Origin of the sequence: Arthrobacter sp. JSM 101049, assembly GCF_041679245.1 — a bacterium.
Classification (GTDB): domain Bacteria; phylum Actinomycetota; class Actinomycetes; order Actinomycetales; family Micrococcaceae; genus Arthrobacter_H.
Window position 1 is genome coordinate 664,655 of record NZ_JBGFFC010000002.1, and the last position, 25,053, is coordinate 689,707.

A 25,053-nucleotide genomic window follows, 5' to 3' on the forward strand; every position below is an offset into this window, starting at 1 on the left:
GCTGAGGGTTACCTAAATGCAGAAGATGTGTCGCGACGGCCTCCCACGACCCTCCGGTTCCACCCAATAGCTGCCTCTGCTGACCTTGCCCGTGGGTGGATCGGTTGCCGGTCGTGCCCCTGGGCGAGATCGTCCTTGGCATCATCCGCCAGGAAGACATCCGACTTCGGAGGCCTCAGTCCGTGAACAGGTCGTTCAGGTCGATGCCGAATTCCCCGGCAACGTCGGACAGGCGATGCCGGCTCCCGTTGTCGGTGACGATTCGCACCATGGCGGCCGTCAGGAGCCTCACATCGTCTTCCAACTCGTCGATCCGGCTCGTTGTTCCGCATGATGACCTTCGGTTCGCCGTCCTCGGCGTTCCTGACGTAGGTGGAGACATTCTGGGCAAAGGTGGTCACGCTCACGATGTTCCTGGTATCCGTTTTCACGATCCGCTCCTCGCCGAACGTCCGAAACCGTCGATTGTCCAAGGCATTTTTCTGGGTACTGTTCTACCTCCTATTCTCCCCCTCGGAGACGTTCCGGCGCAGCTCGCGCTTGAGCACCTTGTGGCTGGGACCCAGCGGGAACTCGTCGACGAAGCGGACGATGCGCGGGTACTTGTGCTTGGCCAGCCGCTCCAGTGCCCAGGCGATGATGCCCTCCTCCGTGACCTCCCCGCCGTCGTGCCCGGTGTCGCGGATGACGACGGCGCAGACCTCCTCGCCGCGCTCGTCGTCGGGGATCCCGATCACCGCGACCTGCGCGATGCCCGGGCAGCGGATCAGGACCTCCTCGACCTCGCGCGGGTAGACGTTGAAGCCGCCGCGGATGATGACATCCTTGGTGCGGTCCACGATGGTGAGGAAGCCGTCGTCGTCCAGGGTGCCCAGATCCCCGGTGCGGAACCAGCCCTCGATCATGGCCTCCGCAGTGGCCTCCTCGTTGCCGAGGTAGCCGGCGAAGACGTTGTGCCCGCGCACCAGGATCTCGCCGAGTTCCCCGTGCGGGACCGGGTTCAGCGTGCCGGGTGTGTTGCGGTCGTTGACGAGCACGTCCACGCCCCAGATCGCCGGGCCGACCGTGCCGGGTTTGACCCCGGAGTGCGGGTTGTTGGTGGAGACGACCGGTGAGGTCTCCGAGAGGCCGTAGCCCTCGTAGATGGTCATGTCGAACGCCGCGTTGAAGCGCTCCATCACCGCCTGCGGCAGTGCGGCGCCGCCGGAGACGCACAGCCGCAGCCTGGGCAGATCGGCCTGGCCGCCCTGGTCGGTCGCGGCGGCGAGCAGCTGGTGGTACATGGTGGGCACGCCGTGGAAGACGTCGACGTGGTGCTCGCGGATCAGCTCGAGCGCCGCTTCGCCGGAGAACCGCGGCAGCAGCACCAGGGTGGCCCCGAGCCGGAAGACGGCGTTCATGCTGGCGGTTTGCCCGAAGACGTGGAACAGCGGCAGGCAGCCCAGGGCGATGTCCTCGTGGTGGACGTCGTTGGCGTCGACCGCGGAGACCGTGGCGTTCATGACCATGTTCACGTGGGTCAGGATGGCACCCTTGGGCTTGCCGGTGGTCCCCGAGGTGTAGAAGACGACGGCGGGATCCTCGGCCTGGCGCGTGACGTAGGTGGGCAGGGGCTCTGGCGCCCCTGCCGTTTCGCCGTCGCGGGTGCTGGTGAGCACCGGCAGGTCCAGTTCCCCGGCCGCCGCCCCTCCAACCTCGGCGAACGAAGGGTGGCAGATGAGCAGCTTGGCTCCGCTGTCGCGCAGCACGTGCACGACCTCCTCGGCGGTGAGCAGCAGGTGCACCGGCACCACGACGGCTCCGGCGGCCAGCACAGCGAAGTAGGAACGCGGGAAGTCCACGGTGTTCGGACTCATGATCGCCACCACGTCGCCGGGTCCGATGCCGGCGGCCTGCAGTTCCGCCGCCTGGCCAAGGGCCTGCTGCCAGAGTTCGGCGTAGGTGTAGGAGGTCCCGCCGCTGATCACTGCGGTCTTGTGGGGGTATTTGCGGGCCGATCCCTCGAGGATGGCGGCGAGCGACAGGGTGGTCATGCGGGGTTTCCCTTCGGAGGGTCCGGGGTGGCGGGGTCCGGGCCGGTGGCTTCCGGGCTGGCGGTTCCGGTCTCCGAGAGGATGCCGGCGATCGCGGACTGCAGCACGGCCGTCGCCTCGGCGACCGGGCGGTCCAGGTACTGGCGCAGCAGCTGCCAGCTGGCCCAGTCGGCGGCGACGGTGAGTGCCAGGACCGCCCGCTCCCGCGCGGCCGGCGCGAACCGGTCGAGTTCGGGGGCGAAGACGCGTTCGGCCTCGGCGCGGATGCGGGCCAGGTTGCCGCGCAGGTTTTGCTGGAGCACCGGGGAGAAGGGCCGCTGCACGTCGGCGGCGCGCGCCAACGGCGCCAGGGCCTCGAGCACCCCGGCCCGATGTCGCGCGTAGTCCGCCAACCGCCGGGCCAGCGGCTGGCCCGGATCGATCGGCACGGCGTCCGCGTCCTGGCCCTCTAGCTGGCGGCGGGAGGAGGCGGCCATGACCGCTTCCATGTCGGCAAAGTGGTCCCACAGCGTCCGCGGCGAGACCCCGGCCCGCTCGGTGACCTGCCGCGCCGTCGGCTTGAGCTCGCCGTCGGCGATCAGCGCCAGGTGCGCATCGACGATGAGCGCCCTGGTGCGTTCCGCGCGGGCGGTGCGCCCGTCGGCCTCGGTCACGGCGTACCGGCTCCGGAACCGCCCACGGCATCGGCTCCGGTGCCGTCCCCGGTCAACCAGGCGACTGGGCGCAGCGTCTGGTCCCCGGTGGCCCGGGCATGGTGTTCGAGCCGGGCGGCGATCCGATCGCGGCCGACCTGGTCGGCGTACCACATCGGACCTCCCCGGTAGGCGGGCCAGTTGTAGCCCTTGATCCAGATGAGGTCGATGTCCCCGGGGCGCTCGGCGATGCCCTCGGCGAGGATCCGGGCGCCCTCGTTGACCATTGGGTAGAGCAGCCGTTCGAGGATCTCCTCGTCGCCGATGTCGCGGCGTTCGATGCCCTGCTCGGCGCTGGCGAGTTCGATGATCCGTGTGGTCGCGGGGTCATTGGTGCGTTCGCGCCCGCCGTAGGCGAAGAACCCGGCACCGGTCTTCTGCCCGTAGCGCCCGGCTTCGCAGAGCGCGTCGGACACCGGGGCGCTGGTCCCCTGGGCTTGGCGGTTGCGCCAGCCGATGTCCAGGCCCGCCATGTCGGCCATGGCGAAGGGGCCCATGCGGAAGCCGAAGGCGGTCAGGACGTCGTCGACCTGTCCGGGCAGGGCGCCTTCGAGCAGCAGGGCCTCGGCCTGGCGGCCGCGGACTTCGAGCATGCGGTTGCCGACGAAGCCGTGGCAGACGCCGACGACGACCGGGCACTTGCCCAGCCGCCGGGCCAGGGCGACCGCGGTCGCCAGGACGTCCGGTGCGGTGCGGGCACCGCGGACGACCTCGACCAGTTCCATGACGTTGGCGGGGCTGAAGAAGTGCATGCCGAGCACCCGGGACGGATCGGCGACGGTGGCGGCGATCGCATCGACGTCCAGGTAGGAGGTGTTGGTGGCCAGCACGGCATCGGGGCGCGTGTTCGCGTCGAGGGCCGCGAAGATCCCCTGCTTGACCTCCAGGTCCTCGAACGCGGCCTCGATGACCAGGTCGGCGTCGGCCAGGTCGGCGTAGTCGATGGTTCCGGTGATGCGGGCGAACTGCTCGTCCGCCTGGGCAGGGGTCCGGCTGCCGTGGGAGACCGAGACATCCAGGTTCCGGCGTACCTGGGCCAGTCCGCGGTCCAGGGCCTCCTGTCCGGTGTCGACGACGGTCACCGGCACGCCGACGGTCGCCAGTGCCAGGGCGATGCCCCCGCCCATGGTGCCGGCGCCGATGACGCCGGCCTGTCCGACGTGGCGGCCGGCGGCGGGTCCCTGGGCGGTGTCGAGGGCGCGGGGCTTGCGGCTGGCGCGCTCCGCGGCGAAGAGGTGGCGTTGGGCCGCCGACTCGGGGCTGGCCACGCGTTCGAGGAAGAGGCGGCGTTCGGTGGCCGCGCCGGCCTCGAACCCCTGCTCCAGGCCGGCGGCGATCGCCTCCACGGCGGCGCGGGCGGCGAAGGGGTCCTTGGCCTTGCGCAGGGCCGTGGCCGCCAGGCGTTCGACGGTGCCAGCGGTGGTGTCGCCGGCGGCGAGCCGTTCGGTGCGGTCCCGGGTCCTCATCGGCGTGGCCGGTTCCCCGGCCGCAGCGGGGAGCCGGGAGGTGGCCCAGGCGACGGCGGCACTGGGGAAGTCCCCGCCGTCGAGCACCGCGTCCACGAGTCCGGCCTCCGCGGCCGTGCCGGCATCGATGCGCCGGCCGGACAGGATCATGTCCACCGCCCGGTCGGCCCCGACCACCCGTGGAAGCCGTCCGGTTCCCCCGGCGCCGGGGATGATGCCCAGCGTGATTTCCGGCAGGCCCAGCGTGGCCTCGGGATGGGCGATGCGGGTGTGGGCCGCCAGGGCCAGTTCCAGTCCACCGCCGAGGGCGACGCCGGCGATGGCCGCGGTGACCGGCAGCGGGAAGTCCTCGATGCGGTCGACGAGTTCGGGCAGCGTGATGCCCTCGGTGGTGCCGCCGAATTCGGTGATGTCGGCCCCGGCGGAGAACGCCCGGTCGGTGCCGGTGAGGACCACGGCGCGGATGCCGGGGTGTGCCCGGATCTCCTCGAACGCGTTGGCCAGCAGCTGGCGGACGGCCTGGCCCAGGGCGTTCACCGGCGGGGCCTCGAGGGAGACCAGGGCGACGGCCCCGTGGAGGGTGATGGTGGCTTTCGGGGCGGCGCGTGGGGTGGCGGGCATGGGGGCCTTCCTGTGGTCCGGGGTCCGTGGCGGGTGCGGTGCGCGCTATCTGAAGGCCGAGATGCCGGTGATGTCGCGGCCGACGAGCAACGACTGGATGGAGTCAGTGCCCTCGTAGGTGCTGACGATATCCATGTCGGTCAGGTGCCGGGCGACGTGCCGTTCGAGCAGCACGCCGTTGCCGGCCAGCATGTCGCGGGCCTCGCTGCAGATCCACTTGGCCTTCTGGGCGGTGGACATCTTGACCATCGATGCCATGGGCCCGGTCAGCCGTCCGGAGTCGGCGAGCTCGGCCATGCGGGTGCACATCAGCTGCATGGCGGTGAGTTCGGCGAGCATGTTCGCCAGCTTGTGCTGCACCAGTTGGAAGCTGGCGATCGGCTTGCCGAACTGCCGGCGTTCGGCCGCGTAGGAGGCGGCGATCTCGTAGGCGGCCATGGCGTGGCCGACGGCTTCCCAGGCGGCACCGCCGCGGGTGGCGGTGAGCACCTTCGAGACGTCGTGGAAGGAGTTGCAGCCCACCAGCCGGTTGGCCTCCGGGATGCGCAGGTCCTCGATGACGATGTCGGATTGCAGGATGGCGCGCTTGCCCATCTTCCCGGTGATCACGGTGGGTTCGTACCCGCGGGGGTGGGCACCGTCGTCGTCCTTTTCCATCACGAAGCCCTTGACGTGGCCGTCGGCCTGGTCGCGGGCGAAGATGACGACGACGTCGGCGGCGTCCCCGTTGCCGATCCAGCGTTTGTGCCCGGTCAGGACCCAGTCGCCGCCGTCGCGACGGGCGATGGTTTCCAGGGCCACGGAGTCCGATCCGTGGTCGGGCTCGGTGAGGGCGAAGGCGCCGGTGCGTTCCAGGGTTGCCATGTTCGGCAGCCAGCGCTGCTTCTGTTCCTCGGAGCCGAGCATGGCGATGGTGCCCATGCACAGCGAGGAGTGCACGCCGATGTAGGTGTTGATGGAGCCGTCGCCGCGGGCGATCTCGCGGGCGGCGATGCCGGCGGCGCGGCGGCTCAGTCCCGGACAGCCGTACCCCTCGATCGTGCTGCCGATGATGCCGAGGGCGGCCAGGCCGGGGCGGAGCTGGTGCGGGAACTCGGCGCGTTCCCAGTACTCGTTGATGACCGGCAGGATGTCCGTGTCGACGTAGGCACGGATCCTGTCGCGCAGGGCGGTCTCCTCGTCGGTGAGCTCCTCGTCGAGCAGGAAGTAGTCGCTGTTGACCGTGCCGGTGGGTGCCACGCTGTCGTCCCGTCATGTGGTGGTGCGGGCCCGCCGGTCCGTTGCCGTGTGGGCACCGTGCTGCTGCCGCGTTCCGGGCGGTTGCGGGTCGAGGACGGCCCCCCACCGTGACGCGGCCCACACCGTCCGGAACAAATTGCATACTAGCTGCAATTTGTTTTCGTGGGCAAGCCCCGGGCAGGGAACCGGCAGGAGCTACTGGCGTCCGTTGGTCTTCGGGACCTCGCCCGTTGCCTCTTCCTTCGCTTCGACCGCCTCCTGGGCCGCCGCGTCCGCTTCCTGCGCGGCCTCCGCCGTGGCCTGGGCGTCATCCGTAGCGGACGTGGCCGCCGCATCGGCGGCATCGGCGGCCCCGGCAGCGGCCTCCGCCCCGGCACGCGCGGACCGGGTATGCCCGTCGGCGAGCGAGATCTGCCGTCGGAGGTATTCGCGGTTGCTGAACGTTGCCTTGCGCACCGCGTCGGCATCCGAGAGGCCGGACCCCACGGCGCCGGCGATGATGCCCATCGACGCGGACAACCAGGCCACGTTCAGGTACTCGGGTAAGCCGGCGTCGTGGCCCAGCTGGTCGGCCATGTAGTCGACGTTGATCACCACCAGGCCGCCGATCAGAATGAACACGAACAGGAAGACGAACATGGTGGCCACAGCCAGCGAGACCGTGAGCAGGGTGGCCATGTTGTAGGTCACCCGGCGTTCGCGCCATTTGGCCCCCTGTGGCCGTTCCAGCAATCCGTGGGAACCGATCAGCCACGCTGTCATCACGACGACGGACAACAGGCTGATTCCCAGCAACCGCGGGGTGCTCAGGTAGTCGGCCATGGACCAGATGCTGGTGTAGAAGATGCCGAATGCCCCCGTGGCCGAAGCTGCGGCCATCGCCGAGGACAGCTTGGGAACCAAGCGGAACGGTTGGTTGCTGCGCACCATGCCCACCTGCATGGCCACGCGCCCGAACAAGCCCTTGACCGTTGCGAACGTGTGGCGCGGCGCCGAATCGTCGGGTCCGTCGTCCACCGAGAAGGTCCGGCGAACCAGCGATTCGTCCTCGTCGTCGTCGCGCCCGGGATGGGTCTCCGCCTCATGCAGGGCACGGGTCACGCCCACCAGGACCCGGCCGAGGCGGCGTGGGTGCACCAGCCCGAGGGAAGGCAGCACCACCAAGGCGGAGCCGTAGCCGGAATTCACCGCGGAGACCAGGGGTTCGCCGCTCACGTACTTGGGCAGGTCGGTGACGTAGAGGATGTAGTCCCACCCGTGCTCGTTGCGCACCAACTCGGAGTTGGCGGTCAATTCGACGCTGCCATCCGCGTCGAGCGGCAAGGACAGCTCCTCGACCTCAACGCGCCATTCGAGGCCGTCGTCGACGTGTTCGCGCAATCCGCGGGCGAGCCGTTCGCGCAGCCGATGTGCCAGGGACAATGGCAATCCGGGGTCGGCGGCGACGCCGACAGTGAGGTTCTTCATGGGCACCTGGGTTTTCCGTGAGGGGCGGGCCGGCACCGGCAGGGAAGCCGTCCGTGAGGGGGTGCCGGCGGCCGAAGGCCCGTGCGGTGGTAGCCCGGAGTTCCAACGATCCAACAGTCTTGTCACCCCGACGTTAACCGGACGGGCCGGATGGCCGCAAACCGGCGTGAGGGCGGTCATGCCCCGCTTCCGGGCGCTCCAACGGCTGCCCTCGGAAGGCACCGTGACGGTCCGCCCCCGCCGACCCGGTACCGACGGAGGGAAGACCGTCCCTACCCGGCGTGGGGCAGCCGGACCTCCACCGCCTCGCCGACGATGCGCGTCTCGAACCTCGGCTGGCCGGCAGTGGCCGGCCCGTGGACGACTTCGCCGGTGCCGAGGGCGAAGACGCTCTGGTGCCACGGGCACTCCACGCAGGCATCCCCCGGGCCGTCCCCGCTTCCATCCAGCAGCCGTCCCTCATGCAGCGGGGCGGAGAGGTGGCTGCAGGTGTCGGCCAGGACGTCGACCTGCTCTCCGCGCCGGTGGACCAGCAGCGGCACGCCGGAGACGACCCGCTGCCCCAGCGTTCCCTCGTCGAGCTCATCCAGCGGAGCCAGATGCTGCCATCCGGTCGGGAAGCGATGGGGTATGTCCTCGGTGTGGTTGGCTCCCGCCGCCTGGCGGTAGGCCAGGTGTCCACCGAGATAGCCTCCGGCACCGGCGAGCAGCAGGCCCGTGTAGGACAGCGCCTTCCCGGATCCGTGCCGTCCCCGGCAGCGCTGGACCAGCGACGCGGCATAGAGGCCGGTGGCCAGCACGTTCGAGGCGGAGTGCACGATCCCGACGCGCAGCTGCTGTTCGTGCAGCTTCGACCAGTCCGCATAGCCTGCGGCGGCCGACGGGAGGGCGCCGAGCAGGCCGGTGCCCACCAGGATGCGGGCGGGGCGCTCGGTGCCGGGGACCAGGTCCAGGACGCCGCCCGAAACCCACGCCCCGAGCGGGACCTGGACGGCCAGCGGGTGCACGGGGTGGCCCAGCGGCACGCCGTGCAGCACGTCGCGCAGCCAGCGCGGACCCAGTGCGCGCTCAACGAGCGATCGGGCGGTGTTGACCAGCGGATCCAGCGCCGAGAAGTTCTCCAGCCGGTCCATGACCTTCAGTCCGGGTAGGCGTTTCATCGGTCCTCCTTTGACGCTCCCGAGCGTAGCCATCGCCAGGGGTCGGCGCTAGGGAACGCGTGGCCGGGTGCGCCCTCCGCGCCGCGCTCAGGCGCCGGGGGCGCGTGCCGCCAGGATGAACGCGCGGACCAACCCCGCGTCCTTGGTGCCCCGGCTCGACTCGACGCCGCTGGAGACATCGGCCCCACCGGCTCCGGAGCCCTCCAGCAGGGCGCCGACGTTCGACGGCGTCAGCCCGCCGGCCAGCAGCCAGAACCCCTCGGGGGCCCGGCCCTCGAGCACCGAGGCGTCGAAGGCCTGCCCGGCCCCGGGCTCGACGGCGTCGAGCAGGATCCGCTCCCCCGCCCACTTGGCCCGTTCGGTGGCCGGCATCGCGCCGAAGGCCTGCGCGGAGAAGGCCCGCAGCGTGCGGAAGCCGGCGGCCTGGACCTGCCGGATGTCCTCCAGCGATTCGTCGCCATGCAATTGCACGGTGCTCACCCCGGCGGCCCTGGCGGTTTCCAGCACGACGGCGAGGGGCTGGTTGCGAAAGACGGCTACGGTTTCGACGGTGTCGGGCACCGCGGCCACCAGGTCGCGCACAGTTGCCGCGTCCACGGTCCGGGCGCTGCCCGGGGCGAAGACGAACCCGATCGCGTCGGCCCCGGCGTCCACCGCCTCGGCCACCATGTCGGGGGTGCGCAGGCCGCAGATCTTCACGTACCGTTCGGCCATCTGCCGGCTCCCGCCTCGTGTCGTCGTTGCGCCCGGCCACCGGGCGCCTCCGTCCATTCTCCCGCATGCCCGGCGGCCCTGCCCACCGGTCAGTCCCCGTCGGTTGTCCGGGTGTGGATGCGCTCGCCGTCCGCCCCGAAGATGCTCAGCACGTCGACCGGTTTGCCGTCGGCCGAGCCCATGGCATGCGGGACCCGCGTGTCGAACTCGGCGGCCTCGCCGGCTCCCAGCACCAGGTCGCGGTCGCCGAGCAGCAGCCGCAGCTGGCCCGAGAGCACATACACCCAGTCGTAGCCGTCGTGCACGCGCTGCTCCGGCAGGGCTTTGCGGCCGGGATACGTCATCCGGAACGTCTGGGTCGGCGAATTCGGCGGGGACAGGCGCAAGGTCTTGATGCCATGGTGCGTGGTCCGGACCGGGCGGATCCGCGGGTCGGGAACCTCCGCCGGGATGAGGTCGTCGATGGTGATGCGCAGCTCCCGGGTCAGGGGCAGGAGCAGTTCCAGGCTCACTTGGCGCTTGCCCGATTCCAGCCGTGACAGCGTGGAGACCGACATGCCGGCCTTCGTGGCCAGGTCCTCCAGCGTCCTGTCCTGCTTCAGCCGGGCCGCCCGCAGCCGGGGTCCGATCTGCTCGAGCACCGCGTCCTTCATCCCACACTCCCAACTTGCTATTTCCGCAAAGATAGTTGCGAGTTTAGCATCCCGTGGTCGACAGTTGAAGCATGGAAACCACGAACGACTTCGACGTCATCATCATCGGCGCCGGCGCTGCCGGGCTCAGCGCCGCACAAATGCTCGGCCGCTCCCTGCGCAGCGTCCTGGTGCTCGACACGGCCAGCCCCCGCAACCGCTTCGCCGCCCACATGCACGGCATCCTGGGCGGCGACGGCGCGGACCCGCTCGAGTTCCTGGCCCGCGGCCGCGCCGAGGCGGAGGCCTACGGCGTGCAGTTCCGCGCCGTCGGCGCCTCCACCGTCGCCGAAACGGCCACCGGCATGGCCGTGACCACCACCGACGGCACCACGCTCACCGCCCGCCGGCTCATCGCCGCCACCGGCGTCCGGGACGAGCTCCCACCCATCCCCGGGCTGGCCGAGGGCTGGGGCCGCGATGTGCTGCACTGCCCGTACTGCCATGGCTGGGAGGTCAGGGGCAGCAGGCTCGGTGTGCTCGCCACCTCCCCGATGGCGGTGCACCAGGCCCACCTCATCCGGCAGTGGAGCGAGGACGTGGTGTTCCTCAGCGCCGACGCCGGTCCGGTCGACGACGCGGTCGCCCGTACCCTCGGATCTCGCGGCGTCGTGATCGAACCGCGGCGCGTGGTCGAGGTGACTCGGAACGACGCCGGTGCCCTCACCGGGGCGCGGCTCGAGGGAGGGCAGAACGTCCCGCTCGATGCCATCTTCACCGCCGGCGAGCTGCACCCGAACGATGCCTACCTGGACGGTTTGGCACTGGAACGCGACGAGATGCCGTTCGGCAGCTTCATCCGCGCCGACTTCACCGGCAAGACCAGCAACGCCCGCGTCTTTGCCGCAGGGAACATCACCAGCCCGATGGCCAATGTGCCGATCAGCATGTCGGCGGGCACGATGGCTGGCAGCATGGTCAACATGGACCTGGTGACCGAGGACTTCGACCTCGCCACCGAACGGATCGACGCAGCATGAGCGAACGGATCGAGGACACGATGGACCACCACCACACCCACCACGACGGCGACGCCGGGTCACCGGCGGACGCCCAGGCGTTCTGGGATGCCCGCTACGGCGAGCGCGAGAGGATCTGGAGCGGGGCAGCCAACCGGGCGCTGGTGGACGTCGTCACCGGGGTCCAGCCGGGCTCGGCCCTGGATCTGGGGTGCGGCGAAGGCGGCGATTCGCTCTGGCTGGCCGAGACGGGGTGGATGGTCACCGGCGTCGACATCTCGGAGACCGCGCTGGCCCGCGCCCGGGAGGAATCCGCCGCCCGGGGAATGGGCGAAGACGAGGTCGAATGGATCCAAGTCGATCTCGCCCGGGACTTCCCGGCCGGGACGTACGATCTGGTCTCCGCCTGCTTCCTGGCCTCGCAGATCCCCCTGCCCCGGACCGAGATCCTGCGTCGTGCGGTGGCGGCGGTCGCGCCCGGCGGCATGCTCGTCCTCGTCTCGCATGCCAGCGCTCCCCCGTGGGCCGGCAACCACCACCACGGCCCCCGGGACTTCCCCACGCCGGAGGAGGAACTGGCGGCCCTGGACCTGGACGCGGACATGTGGGAGATCACGACGGCGGAAACCAGGAAGCGGGAGGCCAACGGTCCGGACGGCGAGCGCGCCACCCTTGAGGACACCGTCGTCGTCGTCCAGCGCCGTTAGGCGGCCAGCCCCACCCAGCCCTTCGCGACGGCGGCCAGGGCACCGCCGAAGGCGATGGCCAGGATGAACGCACGCGCGTGGTGGTCCCGGACAAAGCGCTGCAGCCGCTCCCCGCCGAAGATGCCCACGGCGATCGCCAGCACGAACAGCCCCCAGTCCCACCAGGGCAGCACCAGCTGCTGGTCGGGGGCGATGAGCACCTTCGAGACCACGGCCACGGTCCCGATGACGGCGAAGAACGGCTGCACGGTGGCGGCGAAGGTGCGCTGGTCCCAACGGGTGAGCACCGCATAGGCGCTCACCGCCGGCCCACCCACACCGGCCATGGAGTTCGTCAGCCCGGACAGCGCGCCCGCGGCCGCACGGAGGGAGGAGCCGCCCACGGCCACGTTGGCCCGCGAGAGCCCCACCGAAAGCAGCAGGGCGATCAAGACGATGACGCCCACGGTCAGTGAGAGCACTGCGGAATCCAAACGGGTCGCAATCAGGGCACCGACGACCGACCCCACGATGCTGAAGGCGGTCAGCCAGCGGAAGGCCGTCCAGTTGATGTCCTTCCAGACCCGCGGGGTGATCAACAGGGAGGACACGACACCGCAGATGTTCACCAGCAGGACCCCCTCGTGCGGCCCCAGCAGCAGGACCAGGAACGGTGAGGACAGCATGGCGAACCCCAGGCCGGCGACCCGTTGGGCCACGGCGCCGAGCAGCACCAGTCCGGCAGCGATGACAACGATTTGGGGATCCACCGAGCTAGCCTAACGGCGTTCGATGGGGAGGGCTGCCAGCCGCCGGGCTCCGCGGGTCGGCCCGGGTAGACCTCGACGTAGACGTGTGGCCAACGTCCCGCATGGCGGGCCGGGAAGATGCCGGTGTACTTCACGGTCCCGGAGCTGTCGGCGATCTGCACGCCGCGCAGGTAGTTCTCGTCTTCGATCCCACTGGAGTACATCGAGTAGCGGCCGCACGGTCTCGTCGGACCAAGGCCGTCCGCTCACCCCGTTCCCGCGTTTACTGCTTCCCGGGCACCACCGTGCGTGGGTGCCCTTCGATTCCCTCGGCAGCTGGCGCCGCTGGATTATGCGTCGAAATGCGTCGAGGGATCGGGCTGGCCGATGGCCCGGACGATTTCCGCGGCCACCTCACGCAGCTTGCTGTTCCGGCTGCTGGAGGCCGCCCGGAGGATCTCGAAGGCCTCGGCCTGCGGGCACCGGTTTTCCGCCATGATGATCCCGATGGCGATATCGATCGTCGTCCGCGATTCCAGGGCCGCGCGGAGGTCGGCTGCCGAGTCCACGTAGTGCGAGAAGCGCATGCCCATCCGCAGCGCCTTCGAACTTTGGGCGACGTACGCCTGCACCTCCGCGAGGGTGTCCTCGCCGAAACAGTGGGACGTCGTCGAATACAGGTTCAGCGCCGCCTGGCCGTCGGCTCCGAGCTCGAACGGGACGCCGAGCACCGAGTGGATGCCTTCCCGCAGCAACGCCTGGGAGAACTCGGGCCAGCGGCACTCAGCTCCGACATCGGGAACGGAGACCAGTTGGTGCTCCCGGGCGGCCGTCAGGCAGGGGCCGTCCCCGAAATCGTATTGGATCTCGTCCAGCCGCCGTGCCCGCTCGGAACTGCTGGCGACGGTCGCCGCCTTGCGCCCACGCAGCAGCGTGATCCCGGCCAGGATCTGCGCGCCGTCATGGGGGAAGGACGCCGCGGCGTGCCGGGCGAGCTCGTTCAGAAAATCAGTAAGGTCGCTTTCCTCCAGCAAGAGGGCATGAATGTGGCCCCAGAGCGAGGGATCAGGGTAGTTCGCAGATTCGAGCGTTTCCAATGCCAAGGGGCCATGCCGTTCCGTGAGTCATCCGGTGCTTCGATCCCGGCATGGCCTGGCCCCTGGGGGTCCTTGGAAACGCGGGTCCGACATTGAACCGGAGAGCGGGTGAACGGCTTGCTGCTAAACCATCGGGGATCATTCTATCCACATCCAACTTGCTGCGCGCACTTCCGCCGCTACCCCGCAATCGCGGCTCCCGGCGCACGTCAGAACCGCATTGTCGTCGCCGTCTCCCGTCGCCTCGGCGGGCTGCCTTGCACGGAGCCTTGTCGAATCCAACGGGGGCGAGCAAGCTGGCAAGAGGTGCCTGCGCCGGGCCGGCGGACCACCGACAGCGATCCTGAGGAGGAACATTCCATGGCAACCACCGTCAGCGACTTCGTCATCGAGCGCGTCCGGGAATGGGGCGTCAGCCGTATTTTCGGTTTCCCCGGCGACGGAATCGGAGCCTTCGACGGGGCCCTGGGCAAAGCCGAACGCGACGGCGAGGGACTGGAGTACATCCGCCCCACGCATGAGGAGATCTGCGCGCTGATGGCCACGGCGTACGCCAAGTTCACGGGGGAGGTCGGGGTGTGCGCGGCGACGTCCTCCCCCGGCGCGTTCCACATGCTCAACGGCCTGTACGACGCCAAGATGGACAACCAGCCCGTGGTCGCCATCGTGGGCAGCAGGGCCTGAGCTCCCTGGGCACCTTCACGCAGCAGGAGAGCAACCTCGAACGCGCCGTGTCCGACGTCGCGGTCTACACGCAGACGGTGGTCTCGCCCAAACAGGCCCAGGCCGTGGTGGACACCGCCTTCCGCATGGCGCGCGTCCGGCTCGGCCCCGCCGTCGTCATCCTCCCCCACGACGTCCAAAGCATGGAGATGCCCGAACTCGCCCCGGAGAACTGGGTGTCCCGCTCCAGCGCCGTGGCCCCCTCGACCAGCATCGCGCCCCCGCGCGACGACATCCTCAAGGCGGCCGAGATCATCAATGCCGGGTCGCGGGTGACCTTCCTGGTCGGCCACGGCTCCAACGGCGCGACCGACGAGGTCGTCAAGGCCGCCGAGCTGTGCGGCGCCGGGATCATCACCGCGCTACGCGCCAAGCAGGTCGTCTCCTCCGACGTGGCTTTCCACACCCAGCAGCTCGGGTTGCTGGGGTCGCGCCCCAGCATGGACCAGATCGCCGGCTGCGACACCCTGGTCCTGTTGGGGACCAACTACCCCTAAGCCCAGTTCATGCCGCAGTCCGGACAAGCGCGGGGCATCCAGGTCGATCTCAAACCGGAGCAGATGGGCCTGCGCTACCCCACCGAGCTGAACCTCTGGGGCGACGTCAAGGAAACGCTGGCCGCCCTGATCCCGCACCTCGAGGACAAGACGGACAAGTCCTGGCAGCAGGGCATCGTCGAGTCCATGAAGGAGTGGGAATCGGAGATGGAGGCCGAGGCGATGGTCTCCTACGACGACGGCGTGAACCCGCGCCGGGTCTACCACGAGCTCAACAAGCGGCTTCCCCCGCGCGCCATCGTGACCGCCGACGCCGGGTCGACGGCCGACTGGTACGGCCATCACATCCGGCTGCGCGACGGCATGCTGGGCGATCTCTCCGGACGCCTGGCCAGCATGTTGGCGGCCATGCCGTACGCCACGGCGGCGAAGTTCGCCCATCCCGAGCGCCCGGTGATCTGCACCATCGGCGACGGTGCCTTCCAGATGCTGGGCATGAACGAGCTCATCACCATCAAGAAGTACATGCAGCGGTGGGAGAACCCGCAGCTGATCATCATGATCCTGCACAACGACGACCTCACCCAGGTTTCCTGGGAGAAGCGCACCGAGGACGCCAACCCCGTGTGGTCGACCTCGCAGGACGTGGAGTCGATCGACTACGCCGGCTACGCGGAGCTTCTCGGCTTCACCGGCATCCGGGTCAAGAGCGACGACGACGTCGCCGCGGCGTGGGATGCGGCCTTCGCGCATCGCGGCATCACCGTCATCGACGCGTACACGAGCAAGAACGTCCCGCCGCTGCCGCCCAAGGTGACCTTCGAGTTCGCCAAGAACACGGGCATGGCACTGCTCAAGGGCGATCCGGACGCGACCGGGGTCATCCGCGACACCGCGAAGTCGGTGGTCACCGAGGGCGTGGCACGGGTCAAGGGGGCGCTGCACCTGGGCCACGAAGAGAAGGACGAGGACGGGAAGAAGTAGCCGGGGCAGCCCCGCACTGTACCTCCCCCAGCGGGGCACAGGACGGCGGATGAGGTGATGCGGCTGTGCCATCCGGCGGTGGCGTCCACGCGCGGCGGTCACGGAGTCCACGATTCATCCGTGCTGCACCCCTCGTTCGGAGCGCGAGGGGGAAGCGGATTGATGCGGCGTGCCGCGCGGACCGCGACGGTGATGCCCGGCCCGTGGCCTGACACGGCGATGCCCTACACCCTGCGTTTGGTCCTGGCCGTCGCCGGGGCGCTCCACGGGTCCTCCGGCCACGGGTGCTTCGGATACCTGCCACGCATCTCGGCGCGCACCTGGGCATAGGGGCCCGACCAGAAGGAAGCCAGGTCGTCCGTCACCGCCAGCGGCCGACCGGCGGGCGACAACAGGTGGAAGAGCACCGGCACGCGTCCCCCTGCCAGCCGCGGCGTCTCGGCCCACCCAAAGCACTCCTGCAGCTTCACCGCGACCACGGGCCGTCCGTCGTCCTCGTCGATGTCCGGGTAGGTGATCCTGACGTTCGAGCCGCTGGGGACCTGCAGCCGCTCCGGGGCCAGTTCACCGAACCGCGAGGCTTCGGGCCACGGCAGCAGCCGGCGCAGCGGTTCGGCCAGGTCAATGGTTTTCACGCTCGCCCCGCCCGCCAGCGCGTTCAGCTCAGGGGCCAGCCATTCGTGCAACCGCCCCAGCAGTGCCTCCTCCGACATGTCGGGCCACGGATCACCCAGTTCACGATGGAGCAGGGCCAGGCGACGGCGCAGCGCCTCGGCCGCCGTCGAGAATCCGATGACCTGCAAGCCGTCACGCTCGAGTGCCTTCGCCACCGCGGACCGGGCGTCCTCCACCGAGGCGCGCACCGGCGTCGTGCCCAGGACGATGCCTCCGAGTCGACGTTCGCGGCGGGCCACCACCCGGCCCGACTCGAAACGTGCCTCCACCCGGTCGGTCAGCAGGTGGGTGGCAGCGGCCGCGGCCGTCTCCGGATCGAGCGGTGCGGCGGAACGGATGACGGCTCCGGTCCCGGCGGCCGCGCGGCCCGCGGCACGGGAGACCTCGGCGATGGCCAGCCACTCGTGCCCGGCCAACGGCGAACCCGTGGGAAGTCCGGCGCGGGTGCCCGAGGCCAGCAGGTAGCTCTGCCCGGCGCCGCCGGTGACCCGGCGCGCGACCCGGTCAGGATAGGCCAGGGCCACCACGAGGCCCGGCTCGCCGTGTGGGCCAACCGCCGGTCGTCCGGCGGCGGGGCCTCCCGTCGAGGGGGCGCGGGACGACATGGCGATCCCCTCCAACCTGGTGGACTCGCGCTTCCAGGCACGGGACGCCGGTTCGGAGCCGCCACGCAGGGAGGCCAGGAGCCGGGTCAGGTCCGCCCCGGAGGCGCGGGCGTCGCCGGCGACCATCGCGACGATCTCCGCCACCGTCCGGGCGGCCTTCTTCCGGCTGCTGCCGGGGGCGGATGCGAGCCAGGTGGTCCCCTCGATGAGTGCGCGAGCCAGGCGCGGTTCGGCGGGGATGCCGGTCAGGGTGCGCCCCAGGCCGGTGGCCAGGCCGTCGGGGTCGATGGCCCCGAGTTCGGCCAACACCTCGAGGGCCTCGCGCAACGCGGCGGCAGGTGGTGGGTCCGGCAGCTTCAGGCCGCGCCCGCCGGGTGCGCCCCAACAGGCCAGCGTCAGGGCGGCACCGTCCAGTTCGGCGACGGCGATCTCCGGGGTCGGATGTGCCGGCCCCGCGCCGAAGGTCTTCTGGTCGAAGCAGCGCACCACCGTTCCGGGTCCCTGGCGGGCGGCACGACCGGCCCGCTGGTCGCAGGAGGCGCGGGAGGCGGAGACGGTGACCAGGCCGGTCATGCCCCGGGTGGCGTCGCGGCGGGGTTCACGGGACAGTCCGGAGTCGATGACCAGGCGGACGCCGGGGACCGTGAGCGAGGATTCGGCCAGCGAGGTCGAGACGACCACGCGCGGCGGGTCTCCGGGCCGGCGGCCGGAGACCGCCCGGTCCTGGGTGGCGGCGTCGGCCTGGCCATGCAGCTCGAGCACTTCGGTGGCCGACCCGGCCAGCCGGCGGCGCAGGGTGGTTGCAACCTGGCCGACTTCCCACGCGCCGGGCACGAACACGAGCGCGTCGATGCCCGGGTCCTCGGCGAGCGCCTTCCGTTGTGCCGCGGCGGCGGTGGCGGCCACGTGGTCGAGGAAGGAGCGGGTCACTCCGCGTTCGTCCAGCCGGGGCCCGGGTGCAGGCTCCCACCGGGTGGCCAGGGGGTGCAGCGCGGAGGGGCAGTCGATGACGGGGGCCGGCCCCTCGCCGTCGTACTGCCCGATCAGGGCCGCGAACCGCGGGGCGTCCAGGGTCGCTGACATGGCCAGGAAGGCCAGGTCGCCACGCAATTCGTGGACCTCGGCGAGCAGGCCGACCAGCAGGTCGGTGTCCAGGGCCCGTTCGTGCACCTCGTCGATGATGACCGCCGCGATGCCGTCGAGCCCGGGGTCCGCAAGCAGCCGGCGCAGCAGGATCCCCGGGGTCACGAACTCCACCAGCGTTCCCGGCCCGGCCACGTGTTCGCCGCGGACCGTGTAGCCGACACGGTCGCCCATCCGGCTGCCGTCGAGCTGGGCCAGCCGGCGGGCCGCCGCGCGGGCGGCCACGCGGCGCGGTTGGGTCACGATGACGCGTCCGGCGAGGTTCGCCACCAGCGGAGGGACCAGGGTGGTCTTGCCCGTCCCCGGCGGTGCCTGCACCACGGCGGTCCCCGCCGGGGCATGCTCGGCCAGCGCGGCTTCGAGGTCCGCCAGGGATTCGGCAAAGACGAGCCCGGTGCCGATGGCTGCCAGATCGAACGGCCGGTCGGCCGTACTGGACGGGCCGGAGGACTGGGGATTCACCCCTCCATTGTGCCCGGTGGGGCGCGCCGACCTAGTCGAAGGTCAGCACCAGGCGCCCCCGGACACCGCCGCCCTCCAACGTCGTGTGGGCCTCTGCTGCGCGATCGGCCGGCAGGATGGCGGCGACGTTCGGGGTCAGCACCCCGTCCTCCACAAACCGGCGCAGCTGGTCCAGCTTGCCGTCGGCGTGGTAGTCCTCGGCGACCGCCACCCGGTGGATCGTGATGCCGCGTTCGCTGGGCCCCTCCCAGTAACGCACGGTGGCGAATCCGCCGCCGTCCTTGACCGCCGGCAGACCCAGCTCGTTCTGCACGGCGCCGTCGAGCATGCCGTCCACGCCCTCCGGGAAGAGACGGCGGATGTGCTTCGCGACGCTCTCACCCCGCGGGACCATGTGGTCCGGGCCCAGCGCCTCGACGATGCGGCGGTCCTTCTCGGCGAAGTCCGCGATCACGGTCAGCCCGGCGTGCTTGGCCAATTGGACCGTGTAGCCGCCGAGCGTTCCGGCGGCTCCGGTGACGGCCAGGACCTGTCCGGGTTGCAGGTCGAGCCGGCGCAGCGTCTGCAGCGCGGTCAGCCCGTTCATCGGCAGCGTGGAGGCCGTCTCCAATTCCGCCCCAGCCGGGGTGTAGGCGACGGAGTCAGCGTCGGCCACCAGGTAGGAGACGTAGGCACCCCCATGTTCGCCGGCGGGCAGGGCGATGGCCATGACCTCGTCGCCCACCTCGAACGGCGCGCCCTCGCCGACCTCGTCGACGATGCCGGCGGCATCCATGCCGGGAACGTAGGGTGACGACTTGGCCTTTGCGACCTGTTTGTTGCCGCCGGAGCGCACGACGGTGTCCGTCGGGCTCACGGCGACGGCGCGGACCTTGATCCGCACCTGCCCCGGTCCGGCGTGCGGCTCCGGAACCTCATGGATGGCGAGGGCGTCCGGCCCTCCGAACTCTGTGACTCCGATGACCTTCATGACGGCGACAACCACGACCCCGGTCCGCCTATTCCTGCCACCCGTGAGCCGCGTCTCTTCCGCCATTCCGCCCGGCGGCCCAAAGAATGGCATGATCGAACCTGACAACCACCCCCTGACACGTAGGGTCCCGATGTACCTTCCCGCCAGCATTCCCAGCCCCGATCCCGTCTTGTCCCAGCTGCATCTGGGGCCGTTGACGATCCACACCTATGCCTTGTGCATCCTGGCCGGGATCGCCGCCGCCATCGTGATCACCCAGAAGCGCCTGGCCCGGCGCGGCGGGAATCCGGAGGTCGTGCTCGACGTCGTCTTGTGGTGCGTTCCGCTGGGCCTGGTGGGGGCCCGGTTCTACCACGTCTTCACGCACGTCAGCGACTACTTCTACCCCGGTGCGGATCCGTGGGACATCATCAAGATCTGGGACGGCGGCAACGCGTTGTACGGGTCCCTGCTCGGTGGGGCGCTGGGTGTCTACATCGGTTGCCGTCGCGCGGGGGTCCGGTTCCTGTCCTTCGCCGACGCCCTGGTCCCTGGCCTGCTGGTGGCCCAGGCGATCGGGCGCCTGGGCAACTGGTTCAACCACGAGCTCTTCGGCCTGCCCACCACCCTGCCGTGGGGGTTGGAGATCGAGTCGTCGAACCCGAAGTTCCCCGCCGATGCGCCCATCGGCACCCTGTTCCATCCGCTGTTCCTGTACGAGATCATCTGGAACCTCATCGGCGTGGCCATCATCCTGCTCCTCGAGCGCAAGATCCGCGCCCGCTGGGGCCGCACCCTGGGCCTGTACTTCATCTGGTACGGCCTGGGCCGCAGCTGGCTCGAGGCCATCCGCATCGACCCCACCTCCGACGGCTTCCTGGGCATCCCCGCGAACATGTGGACCTCGTTCGCCGCGATCGCCCTGGGACTGGCCATCTTCATCGTCCAGGGCATCCGGCACCGGGAACCGGAGACCTCCGTCTACCGCGCCGGGTTCGAGCCGAAGGACGATGAGACGGCCGACGGGGGCGCCGCCGAGAGTTCGTCCGAGGCCCCGGCTGATGACGACGCTGCGGCGGAAGACGCCACCGACCCCAGCACGACGGCGGAACCCGGCCCCGACGCGGGCCCCACGGAGACCAAACGCACCGGGCAGTAGGCCAACGGGGCGCGGCAGGGCGATGATCGCTTGGCTTGTGCCGCGACACCGCAGCGGATCCCACTGCTCAGGTGATTTTGTCGAATTTGCAGCTGGGTCCGCTCGCGGCAGCAAGCCTGGCATCGCAGGTGATCAATACCACATCAAGCCGCTCTGCCAAGGCCACGTAGGCGGCGTCGTCGGCCGTGATGTTGTGACGGAGTTCCCACATGCGTTCCAGCAACGGAGGCAGAGGCACCCGCCTGATCGGAAAACCCGCCAGATGCGCCAGGGCGTTGGGAACAAGCTGCTCGAGTCCTTGGTTGCCCCGGGCCATGCCACGGAGGGCGGACACGATCTCCGCATCCAGGTGGGCAGGCGCGAACAGCGCGTCGCCCACTTTCAGGCGTTCGGCAACGAGGGAGTTACGTGGGTCGTCAGCGGCATAGAACACGGCGAGGACTGAAGCATCAACAACCGCCAGGCTCACGACGCCTCGCGCACCTCCCGCACCGCTGCCACCGCTTCCTCGGCCGTAACCCCTGTCCCGCGAGGTGGCGAGTAGGCAGCAACGTATTCAGCGACACGCACTGCCTGCGCCACCTCCGCTAGCCGGTCGACGACGAACGCGCTCAGCGACTGGCGGCTGTCCTCGGCCGCCGCAACAAGTGCGGCGTAGACGTCATCAGGGACGTCGCGCAGGTTCATCCGCTTCATGGTGCCATGATGGCACCAATGCCGCGCAAGTGCCAGCGCGGAGCACCGAGAGTGCCACCACGGCCCATCCATGACCGCCGGACCGCTGACGGCAGGCCCAGCCGATCACCAAGTCAGCTGTCCAGCCTCGCCCGCAAATAGGGCGCGGTCCGGCTGTCGGTCGAGTGGGCCACCTGCTCCGGCGTCCCCTCGGCCATGATCCGACCGCCCTCGTCGCCGCCCGAGGGACCGAGGTCCACCACCCAATCGGCCGCAGCCACCACGTCCATCTCGTGCTCGACGACCACCACCGTGTTCCCCGCGTCCACCAGCCGGTTCAGCTGGGCCAGCAGCAGCTGGACGTCGGCCGGATGCAGGCCGGTGGTCGGTTCATCGAGCAGGTAGAGCGTGTGTCCGCGCCGGGCACGCTGCAGCTCCGTGGCCAGCTTGATCCGCTGGGCCTCGCCCCCCGAAAGCTCGGTGGCCGGCTGGCCCAGACGCAGGTAGCCGAGCCCGACCTGCCGCAACGTCTCCAGGCTCCTGGCCGCCGCGGGCACCTCGGACAGGAAACCCGCGGCCTCGTCGACGCTCAGGGCCAGCACCTCGGCGATATTGCGGCCATCGTACGTGACCTCGAGCGTCTCGGGGTTGTAGCGGCTGCCATGGCAGACCGGGCACGGCCCGTAGCTGCCGGGCAGGAACAAGAGCTCGACGGCGATGAACCCCTCGCCCTGGCAGTTCTCGCAGCGGCCTCCAGGCACGTTGAAGGAGAACCGGCCGGCCCCGTAGCCGCGGGCCCTGGCCTCGGCGGTGGCCGCGAACGTCTTGCGCACCGCGTCGAACAGGCCCGTGTAGGTGGCCAGATTGGAGCGCGGTGTCCTCCCGATCGGCTTCTGGTCGACCTTCACCAGCCGGCCGATGCCCTCGGCGCCGTGGATGGCGCGCACCCGTGGTGACTGCTCAGCGATGGGGGCATCGCCGTCGTCCTCGGCGTCCGGGAGCGGTTCCGGCGCGGGGGTGCGGACCAGGGCGCCAACGGCGTCGGCCAGCACACGGCTGACCAGGGTCGACTTGCCCGAACCGGAGACACCGGTGACGGCGGTGAGCACTCCCAGCGGGATCCGCACGTCGAGGCCCTCGAGGTTGTGCATCGTGATGCCCTCGAGTTCCAGCTGCCCGGACGGGGTCCTGCCGGTGGAGGCCAGCCGCGGGCGGTCGCCGTCGTCGAACAGGAACGGCCGGGTCTGCGAGGCGGCGACCCCGGCCAGCCCTCCGACCGGGCCCGAATACAGGACCTCTCCCCCGCCCTCGCCGGCGCGTGGCCCGACATCAACGATCCAGTCGGCCTGCCGGACCACGTCCATGTTGTGCTCGACGACGTAGACCGAGTTGCCGGCGGATTTCAGCTCCTCCAGCACGGCCAGCAGCGGCTCGGCATCGGCCGGGTGCAGGCCGGCGGAGGGCTCGTCCAGGACGTACACCACCCCGAACAGGCCCGAGCGCAGCTGGGTGGCGATCCGGAGCCGCTGCATCTCCCCGGGCGAGAGCGTGGTGGTCCCGCGATCCAGGCTCAGGTAGCCCAGGCCCAGGTCGATGAGCACGCCGATCCGCTCGACCAGGTCGGCGGCAATGGTCGCGGCCACGCCACTGCGTTCGCCCGCGGAACCGGACGACGGCGTGGCGCCGGCTTCGTAGTCGGCCTCGGTCAATGCCGCGGTCGGCTGGAGCAGTTCCGCGAGCGCGCCCAGCGGCAGCCGGTTCGCCTCGGCGATGGTCTGGCCGGCGAAGGTGACGGTGAGCGCGTCCCTTGTCAGCCCGGTGCCCGCGCACTCCCGGCAGGGGCCGGAGACCATGAACCCCAGGACCCGGTCGCGCATGGTGGCGGACTTGGATTCGGCCAGCGTGTGCATGACGTGGCTCTTGGCGCTCCAGAACCGCCCCTTGTAGGGCTTTTCGATCCGGTCGCGTTGCGGCCGGACCTGGACGACGGGCTGCTCGTCGGTGAACAACAGCCAGTCCCGGTCCTTCCGGGGCAGCGTGTGCCAGGGGGCATCGACGTCGTACCCAAGTTCGATCGAGACGTCGCGCAGGTTCTTGCCTTGCCAGGCACCGGGCCACGCGGCGATGGCGCCCTCGCGGATGCTCAGCTCCGGGTTCGGGACGAGGGTCTGCTCGGTGACCGTGTGGGAGATGCCGAGGCCATGGCAGACCGGGCAGGCGCCGACGGCGGTGTTCGGCGAGAACGCGTCCGAGTCCAACCGGGTGGCGCCGTCGGGGTAGCTTCCCGCCCGCGAGTACAGCATGCGCAGCGAGTTCGACAGCGTGGTCAGGGTTCCGACGCTGGAACGCGAGCTCGGGGTGCCGCGGCGTTGCTGCAGGGCCACGGCCGGCGGGAGCCCGGTAATGGACTCGACCTGCGGGGTGTTGCCCTGCTGGATGAGGCGGCGGGCGTACGGGGCCACCGATTCCAGGAAGCGGCGCTGCGCCTCGGCGAAGACCGTGCCGAAGGCCAGCGAGGACTTCCCCGAGCCGGAGACGCCGGTGAACGCGACGATGGCATCGCGCGGGATGTCCACGTCGACATCGACCAGGTTGTGCTCCCGGGCCCCGCGGACCTTGACGAAGCCGTCCATCGTCCCCTGGCCGGGGGCTGCCTGCGGTGCAGTTGGTGCCGTTGAGTTGCTCACTGGTCGACCGTAGCAGCCCCTGGACCGCGGGCCACCTGGGTGCGCGCCAGGGACGCTGCGACGGCTACTCCCACGTGCGCTCCGCCTGCAGGTGTCGCTGTGGGTCCATGGCCTCGTGGAGTACGCGACCCACGACCAGCAGGTCGTCGTCACGACGGCACAACAGGAAGTGGCGTGGCTGCCGGACTCTTCCGCCGGTTGACGTGGCCCGACTCCGGCACAGGTGCCAGAAGAACACACAGCGCCCCAACTCCGGGCGGGCCAGGTGTCCGACGTTGTCCGGAGTCCGGGCCGCATCACGGATGGCGGCAACGATCAACTTCTCGTAGCGTTGTCGTGCTTCTTCTCCGAACTGCTCGTTGGACCACCCCAGGATCGAAGCGATGTCGGCCTGCGCGGCACGGCTGACGCGGTAGTCCGCCATCAGCCGCTTCGCTTGGCGTGGGTGGCACGAAGACCCAACTCCCCGATGAAATCGTCCAGATCCCTATCGTCGATGTCGTCGAATCGCCCGGATTCGACATCGGACCAGCCCTGCTCCGCTGCACGGCGGAGTGCCATCAGCTTCGCTGCCGCGCCTTCTTCCCGCCGTTCGAGGATCCGAAGGCCTTCGCGCAGCACCTCACTCGCGTTTTGGTATCGCCCGGACTGGACGAGCGACTCAACGAACTCGTGCTGGTGCTGACTCAGGACGACGTTTCTCGTAGCCATGCACACCACCTCCAGTGGCATTTTATGCCACTAGGGGCAGTGGTTGAAAGCCTTGGGCGAAGGACGTCCATGGGAAATGTACCGAATCATGGTCGACGGCGCGACGGGCTGCACGACGGGCTGCGGAGGTCGTCTCGGGGCGGGGACCCTTGCGGTGGCGCGGTCCCACTGATAGGCCTGAGGGTGAATGCCCACGATGGCGGAC

Annotated in this window: 23 protein-coding genes; 6 read left to right on the forward strand and 17 right to left on the reverse strand. The window is 70.2% G+C overall.

Annotated features, from left to right (window positions below):
• Positions 1 to 494 precede the first annotated feature (494 nt).
• The 8 genes from AB8M85_RS08325 to AB8M85_RS08360 all read right to left on the reverse strand — a co-directional run bounded on the left by AB8M85_RS08325 (position 495) and on the right by AB8M85_RS08360 (position 10,045).
• Positions 495 to 2,033, reverse strand: a complete 1,539-nt coding sequence (locus AB8M85_RS08325; protein ID WP_372698308.1) for a long-chain fatty acid--CoA ligase — start codon at positions 2,031 to 2,033, stop codon at positions 495 to 497.
• Positions 2,030 to 2,686: a TetR/AcrR family transcriptional regulator gene (locus tag AB8M85_RS08330; protein ID WP_372698309.1), complete on the reverse strand. Its 657-nt coding sequence runs from the start codon at positions 2,684 to 2,686 to the stop codon at positions 2,030 to 2,032. The genes AB8M85_RS08325 and AB8M85_RS08330 overlap by 4 nt, the downstream gene beginning before the upstream one ends.
• Positions 2,683 to 4,812, reverse strand: a complete 2,130-nt coding sequence (locus AB8M85_RS08335; RefSeq protein WP_372698310.1) for a 3-hydroxyacyl-CoA dehydrogenase NAD-binding domain-containing protein — start codon at positions 4,810 to 4,812, stop codon at positions 2,683 to 2,685. Before AB8M85_RS08335 ends, AB8M85_RS08330 begins: the two co-directional genes overlap by 4 nt.
• A 45-nt stretch (positions 4,813 to 4,857) precedes the next feature.
• Complete coding sequence (locus tag AB8M85_RS08340) at positions 4,858 to 6,051, reverse strand: acyl-CoA dehydrogenase family protein (RefSeq protein ID WP_372698311.1); 1,194 nt, start codon at positions 6,049 to 6,051, stop codon at positions 4,858 to 4,860.
• 195 nt (positions 6,052 to 6,246) lie between these two features.
• Positions 6,247 to 7,518 carry a hypothetical protein gene (locus tag AB8M85_RS08345; RefSeq protein ID WP_372698312.1) on the reverse strand — a complete coding sequence of 424 codons (1,272 nt, stop codon included), beginning with the start codon at positions 7,516 to 7,518 and terminating at the stop codon, positions 6,247 to 6,249.
• A gap of 272 nt (positions 7,519 to 7,790) precedes the next feature.
• Entirely contained in the window at positions 7,791 to 8,678 is an 888-nt protein-coding gene (locus tag AB8M85_RS08350; RefSeq protein WP_372698313.1) for a Rieske 2Fe-2S domain-containing protein, read from the reverse strand.
• An 87-nt stretch (positions 8,679 to 8,765) separates the two neighbouring features.
• Positions 8,766 to 9,392 carry a phosphoribosylanthranilate isomerase gene (locus tag AB8M85_RS08355; RefSeq protein WP_372698314.1) on the reverse strand — a complete coding sequence of 209 codons (627 nt, stop codon included), beginning with the start codon at positions 9,390 to 9,392 and terminating at the stop codon, positions 8,766 to 8,768.
• An 89-nt stretch (positions 9,393 to 9,481) separates the two neighbouring features.
• Complete coding sequence (locus AB8M85_RS08360) at positions 9,482 to 10,045, reverse strand: helix-turn-helix domain-containing protein (protein WP_372698315.1); 564 nt, start codon at positions 10,043 to 10,045, stop codon at positions 9,482 to 9,484.
• A gap of 71 nt (positions 10,046 to 10,116) precedes the next feature.
• Between AB8M85_RS08360 and AB8M85_RS08365 the strand changes: the two genes are divergently transcribed.
• Positions 10,117 to 11,064 (forward strand): NAD(P)/FAD-dependent oxidoreductase, encoded by a 948-nt coding sequence (locus AB8M85_RS08365; RefSeq protein ID WP_372698316.1) that lies wholly within the window; start codon positions 10,117 to 10,119, stop codon positions 11,062 to 11,064.
• Positions 11,061 to 11,750: a class I SAM-dependent methyltransferase gene (locus AB8M85_RS08370; RefSeq protein ID WP_372698317.1), complete on the forward strand. Its 690-nt coding sequence runs from the start codon at positions 11,061 to 11,063 to the stop codon at positions 11,748 to 11,750. Before AB8M85_RS08365 ends, AB8M85_RS08370 begins: the two co-directional genes overlap by 4 nt.
• Here AB8M85_RS08370 and AB8M85_RS08375 read toward each other — a convergent pair.
• Positions 11,747 to 12,499 carry a sulfite exporter TauE/SafE family protein gene (locus tag AB8M85_RS08375; RefSeq protein ID WP_372698318.1) on the reverse strand — a complete coding sequence of 251 codons (753 nt, stop codon included), beginning with the start codon at positions 12,497 to 12,499 and terminating at the stop codon, positions 11,747 to 11,749. The genes AB8M85_RS08370 and AB8M85_RS08375 overlap by 4 nt on opposite strands.
• Positions 12,500 to 12,828: 329 nt before the next feature.
• Positions 12,829 to 13,581, reverse strand: coding sequence for an ANTAR domain-containing protein (locus AB8M85_RS08380; RefSeq protein WP_372698319.1), 753 nt, complete (start codon positions 13,579 to 13,581; stop codon positions 12,829 to 12,831).
• Positions 13,582 to 13,935: 354 nt separating this feature from the next.
• On the opposite strand from AB8M85_RS08380, the gene AB8M85_RS08385 reads away from it, so the two are divergent.
• From AB8M85_RS08385 to AB8M85_RS08395, 3 genes are read left to right on the forward strand one after another with little or no spacing between them, the layout of a single operon-like run.
• Complete coding sequence (locus AB8M85_RS08385) at positions 13,936 to 14,259, forward strand: thiamine pyrophosphate-binding protein (RefSeq protein WP_372698320.1); 324 nt, start codon at positions 13,936 to 13,938, stop codon at positions 14,257 to 14,259.
• Between the two features lie 47 nt (positions 14,260 to 14,306).
• Positions 14,307 to 14,795 carry a hypothetical protein gene (locus tag AB8M85_RS08390; protein ID WP_372698321.1) on the forward strand — a complete coding sequence of 163 codons (489 nt, stop codon included), beginning with the start codon at positions 14,307 to 14,309 and terminating at the stop codon, positions 14,793 to 14,795.
• 9 nt (positions 14,796 to 14,804) lie between these two features.
• Positions 14,805 to 15,779, forward strand: coding sequence for a thiamine pyrophosphate-dependent enzyme (locus AB8M85_RS08395; RefSeq protein ID WP_372698322.1), 975 nt, complete (start codon positions 14,805 to 14,807; stop codon positions 15,777 to 15,779).
• Positions 15,780 to 16,003: 224 nt separating this feature from the next.
• On the opposite strand, the gene hrpB is transcribed toward AB8M85_RS08395, so the two are convergent.
• Both hrpB and AB8M85_RS08405 read right to left on the reverse strand, forming a co-directional pair.
• The gene (gene hrpB, locus AB8M85_RS08400; protein ID WP_372698323.1) at positions 16,004 to 18,664 is read right to left on the reverse strand and encodes an ATP-dependent helicase HrpB; all 2,661 of its coding nucleotides are present in this window, start codon (positions 18,662 to 18,664) and stop codon (positions 16,004 to 16,006) included.
• 31 nt (positions 18,665 to 18,695) lie between these two features.
• On the reverse strand, positions 18,696 to 19,634 hold the full coding sequence (locus AB8M85_RS08405) for an NADP-dependent oxidoreductase (RefSeq protein ID WP_372698324.1): 939 nt from the start codon (positions 19,632 to 19,634) through the stop codon (positions 18,696 to 18,698).
• Between the two features lie 91 nt (positions 19,635 to 19,725).
• Here AB8M85_RS08405 and lgt point away from each other — a divergent pair, with 91 nt between their 5' ends.
• Positions 19,726 to 20,775 (forward strand): prolipoprotein diacylglyceryl transferase, encoded by a 1,050-nt coding sequence (gene lgt / locus AB8M85_RS08410; RefSeq protein WP_372698325.1) that lies wholly within the window; start codon positions 19,726 to 19,728, stop codon positions 20,773 to 20,775.
• 67 nt (positions 20,776 to 20,842) lie between these two features.
• On the opposite strand, the gene AB8M85_RS08415 is transcribed toward lgt, so the two are convergent.
• The 5 genes from AB8M85_RS08415 to AB8M85_RS08435 all read right to left on the reverse strand — a co-directional run bounded on the left by AB8M85_RS08415 (position 20,843) and on the right by AB8M85_RS08435 (position 24,848).
• Positions 20,843 to 21,244, reverse strand: coding sequence for a type II toxin-antitoxin system VapC family toxin (locus AB8M85_RS08415; RefSeq protein ID WP_372698326.1), 402 nt, complete (start codon positions 21,242 to 21,244; stop codon positions 20,843 to 20,845).
• Positions 21,241 to 21,471 (reverse strand): hypothetical protein, encoded by a 231-nt coding sequence (locus tag AB8M85_RS08420; protein WP_372698327.1) that lies wholly within the window; start codon positions 21,469 to 21,471, stop codon positions 21,241 to 21,243. The genes AB8M85_RS08415 and AB8M85_RS08420 overlap by 4 nt, the downstream gene beginning before the upstream one ends.
• A 113-nt stretch (positions 21,472 to 21,584) precedes the next feature.
• Complete coding sequence (locus AB8M85_RS08425) at positions 21,585 to 24,083, reverse strand: ABC transporter (RefSeq protein ID WP_372698556.1); 2,499 nt, start codon at positions 24,081 to 24,083, stop codon at positions 21,585 to 21,587.
• Positions 24,084 to 24,201: 118 nt separating this feature from the next.
• On the reverse strand, positions 24,202 to 24,561 hold the full coding sequence (locus AB8M85_RS08430) for a type II toxin-antitoxin system RelE/ParE family toxin (RefSeq protein ID WP_372698328.1): 360 nt from the start codon (positions 24,559 to 24,561) through the stop codon (positions 24,202 to 24,204).
• Positions 24,561 to 24,848: a type II toxin-antitoxin system ParD family antitoxin gene (locus tag AB8M85_RS08435; protein ID WP_372698329.1), complete on the reverse strand. Its 288-nt coding sequence runs from the start codon at positions 24,846 to 24,848 to the stop codon at positions 24,561 to 24,563. The genes AB8M85_RS08430 and AB8M85_RS08435 overlap by 1 nt, the downstream gene beginning before the upstream one ends.
• Between the last annotated feature and the right edge of the window lie 205 nt (positions 24,849 to 25,053).

Coding starts and splice junctions, on each gene's coding strand:
- AB8M85_RS08435 (WP_372698329.1), bottom strand. CDS start 24,848: ATGGCTACGAGAAACGTCGTCCTGAGTCAGCACCAGCACGAGTTCGTT.
- AB8M85_RS08365 (WP_372698316.1), top strand. CDS start 10,117: ATGGAAACCACGAACGACTTCGACGTCATCATCATCGGCGCCGGCGCT.
- AB8M85_RS08370 (WP_372698317.1), top strand. CDS start 11,061: ATGAGCGAACGGATCGAGGACACGATGGACCACCACCACACCCACCAC.
- AB8M85_RS08420 (WP_372698327.1), bottom strand. CDS start 21,471: ATGAAGCGGATGAACCTGCGCGACGTCCCTGATGACGTCTACGCCGCA.
- AB8M85_RS08395 (WP_372698322.1), top strand. CDS start 14,805: ATGCCGCAGTCCGGACAAGCGCGGGGCATCCAGGTCGATCTCAAACCG.
- AB8M85_RS08405 (WP_372698324.1), bottom strand. CDS start 19,634: ATGAAGGTCATCGGAGTCACAGAGTTCGGAGGGCCGGACGCCCTCGCC.
- AB8M85_RS08385 (WP_372698320.1), top strand. CDS start 13,936: ATGGCAACCACCGTCAGCGACTTCGTCATCGAGCGCGTCCGGGAATGG.
- AB8M85_RS08345 (WP_372698312.1), bottom strand. CDS start 7,518: ATGAAGAACCTCACTGTCGGCGTCGCCGCCGACCCCGGATTGCCATTG.
- AB8M85_RS08430 (WP_372698328.1), bottom strand. CDS start 24,561: ATGGCGGACTACCGCGTCAGCCGTGCCGCGCAGGCCGACATCGCTTCG.
- AB8M85_RS08425 (WP_372698556.1), bottom strand. CDS start 24,083: ATGGACGGCTTCGTCAAGGTCCGCGGGGCCCGGGAGCACAACCTGGTC.
- AB8M85_RS08325 (WP_372698308.1), bottom strand. CDS start 2,033: ATGACCACCCTGTCGCTCGCCGCCATCCTCGAGGGATCGGCCCGCAAA.
- lgt (WP_372698325.1), top strand. CDS start 19,726: ATGATCGAACCTGACAACCACCCCCTGACACGTAGGGTCCCGATGTAC.
- AB8M85_RS08355 (WP_372698314.1), bottom strand. CDS start 9,392: ATGGCCGAACGGTACGTGAAGATCTGCGGCCTGCGCACCCCCGACATG.
- AB8M85_RS08350 (WP_372698313.1), bottom strand. CDS start 8,678: ATGAAACGCCTACCCGGACTGAAGGTCATGGACCGGCTGGAGAACTTC.
- AB8M85_RS08360 (WP_372698315.1), bottom strand. CDS start 10,045: ATGAAGGACGCGGTGCTCGAGCAGATCGGACCCCGGCTGCGGGCGGCC.
- AB8M85_RS08335 (WP_372698310.1), bottom strand. CDS start 4,812: ATGCCCGCCACCCCACGCGCCGCCCCGAAAGCCACCATCACCCTCCAC.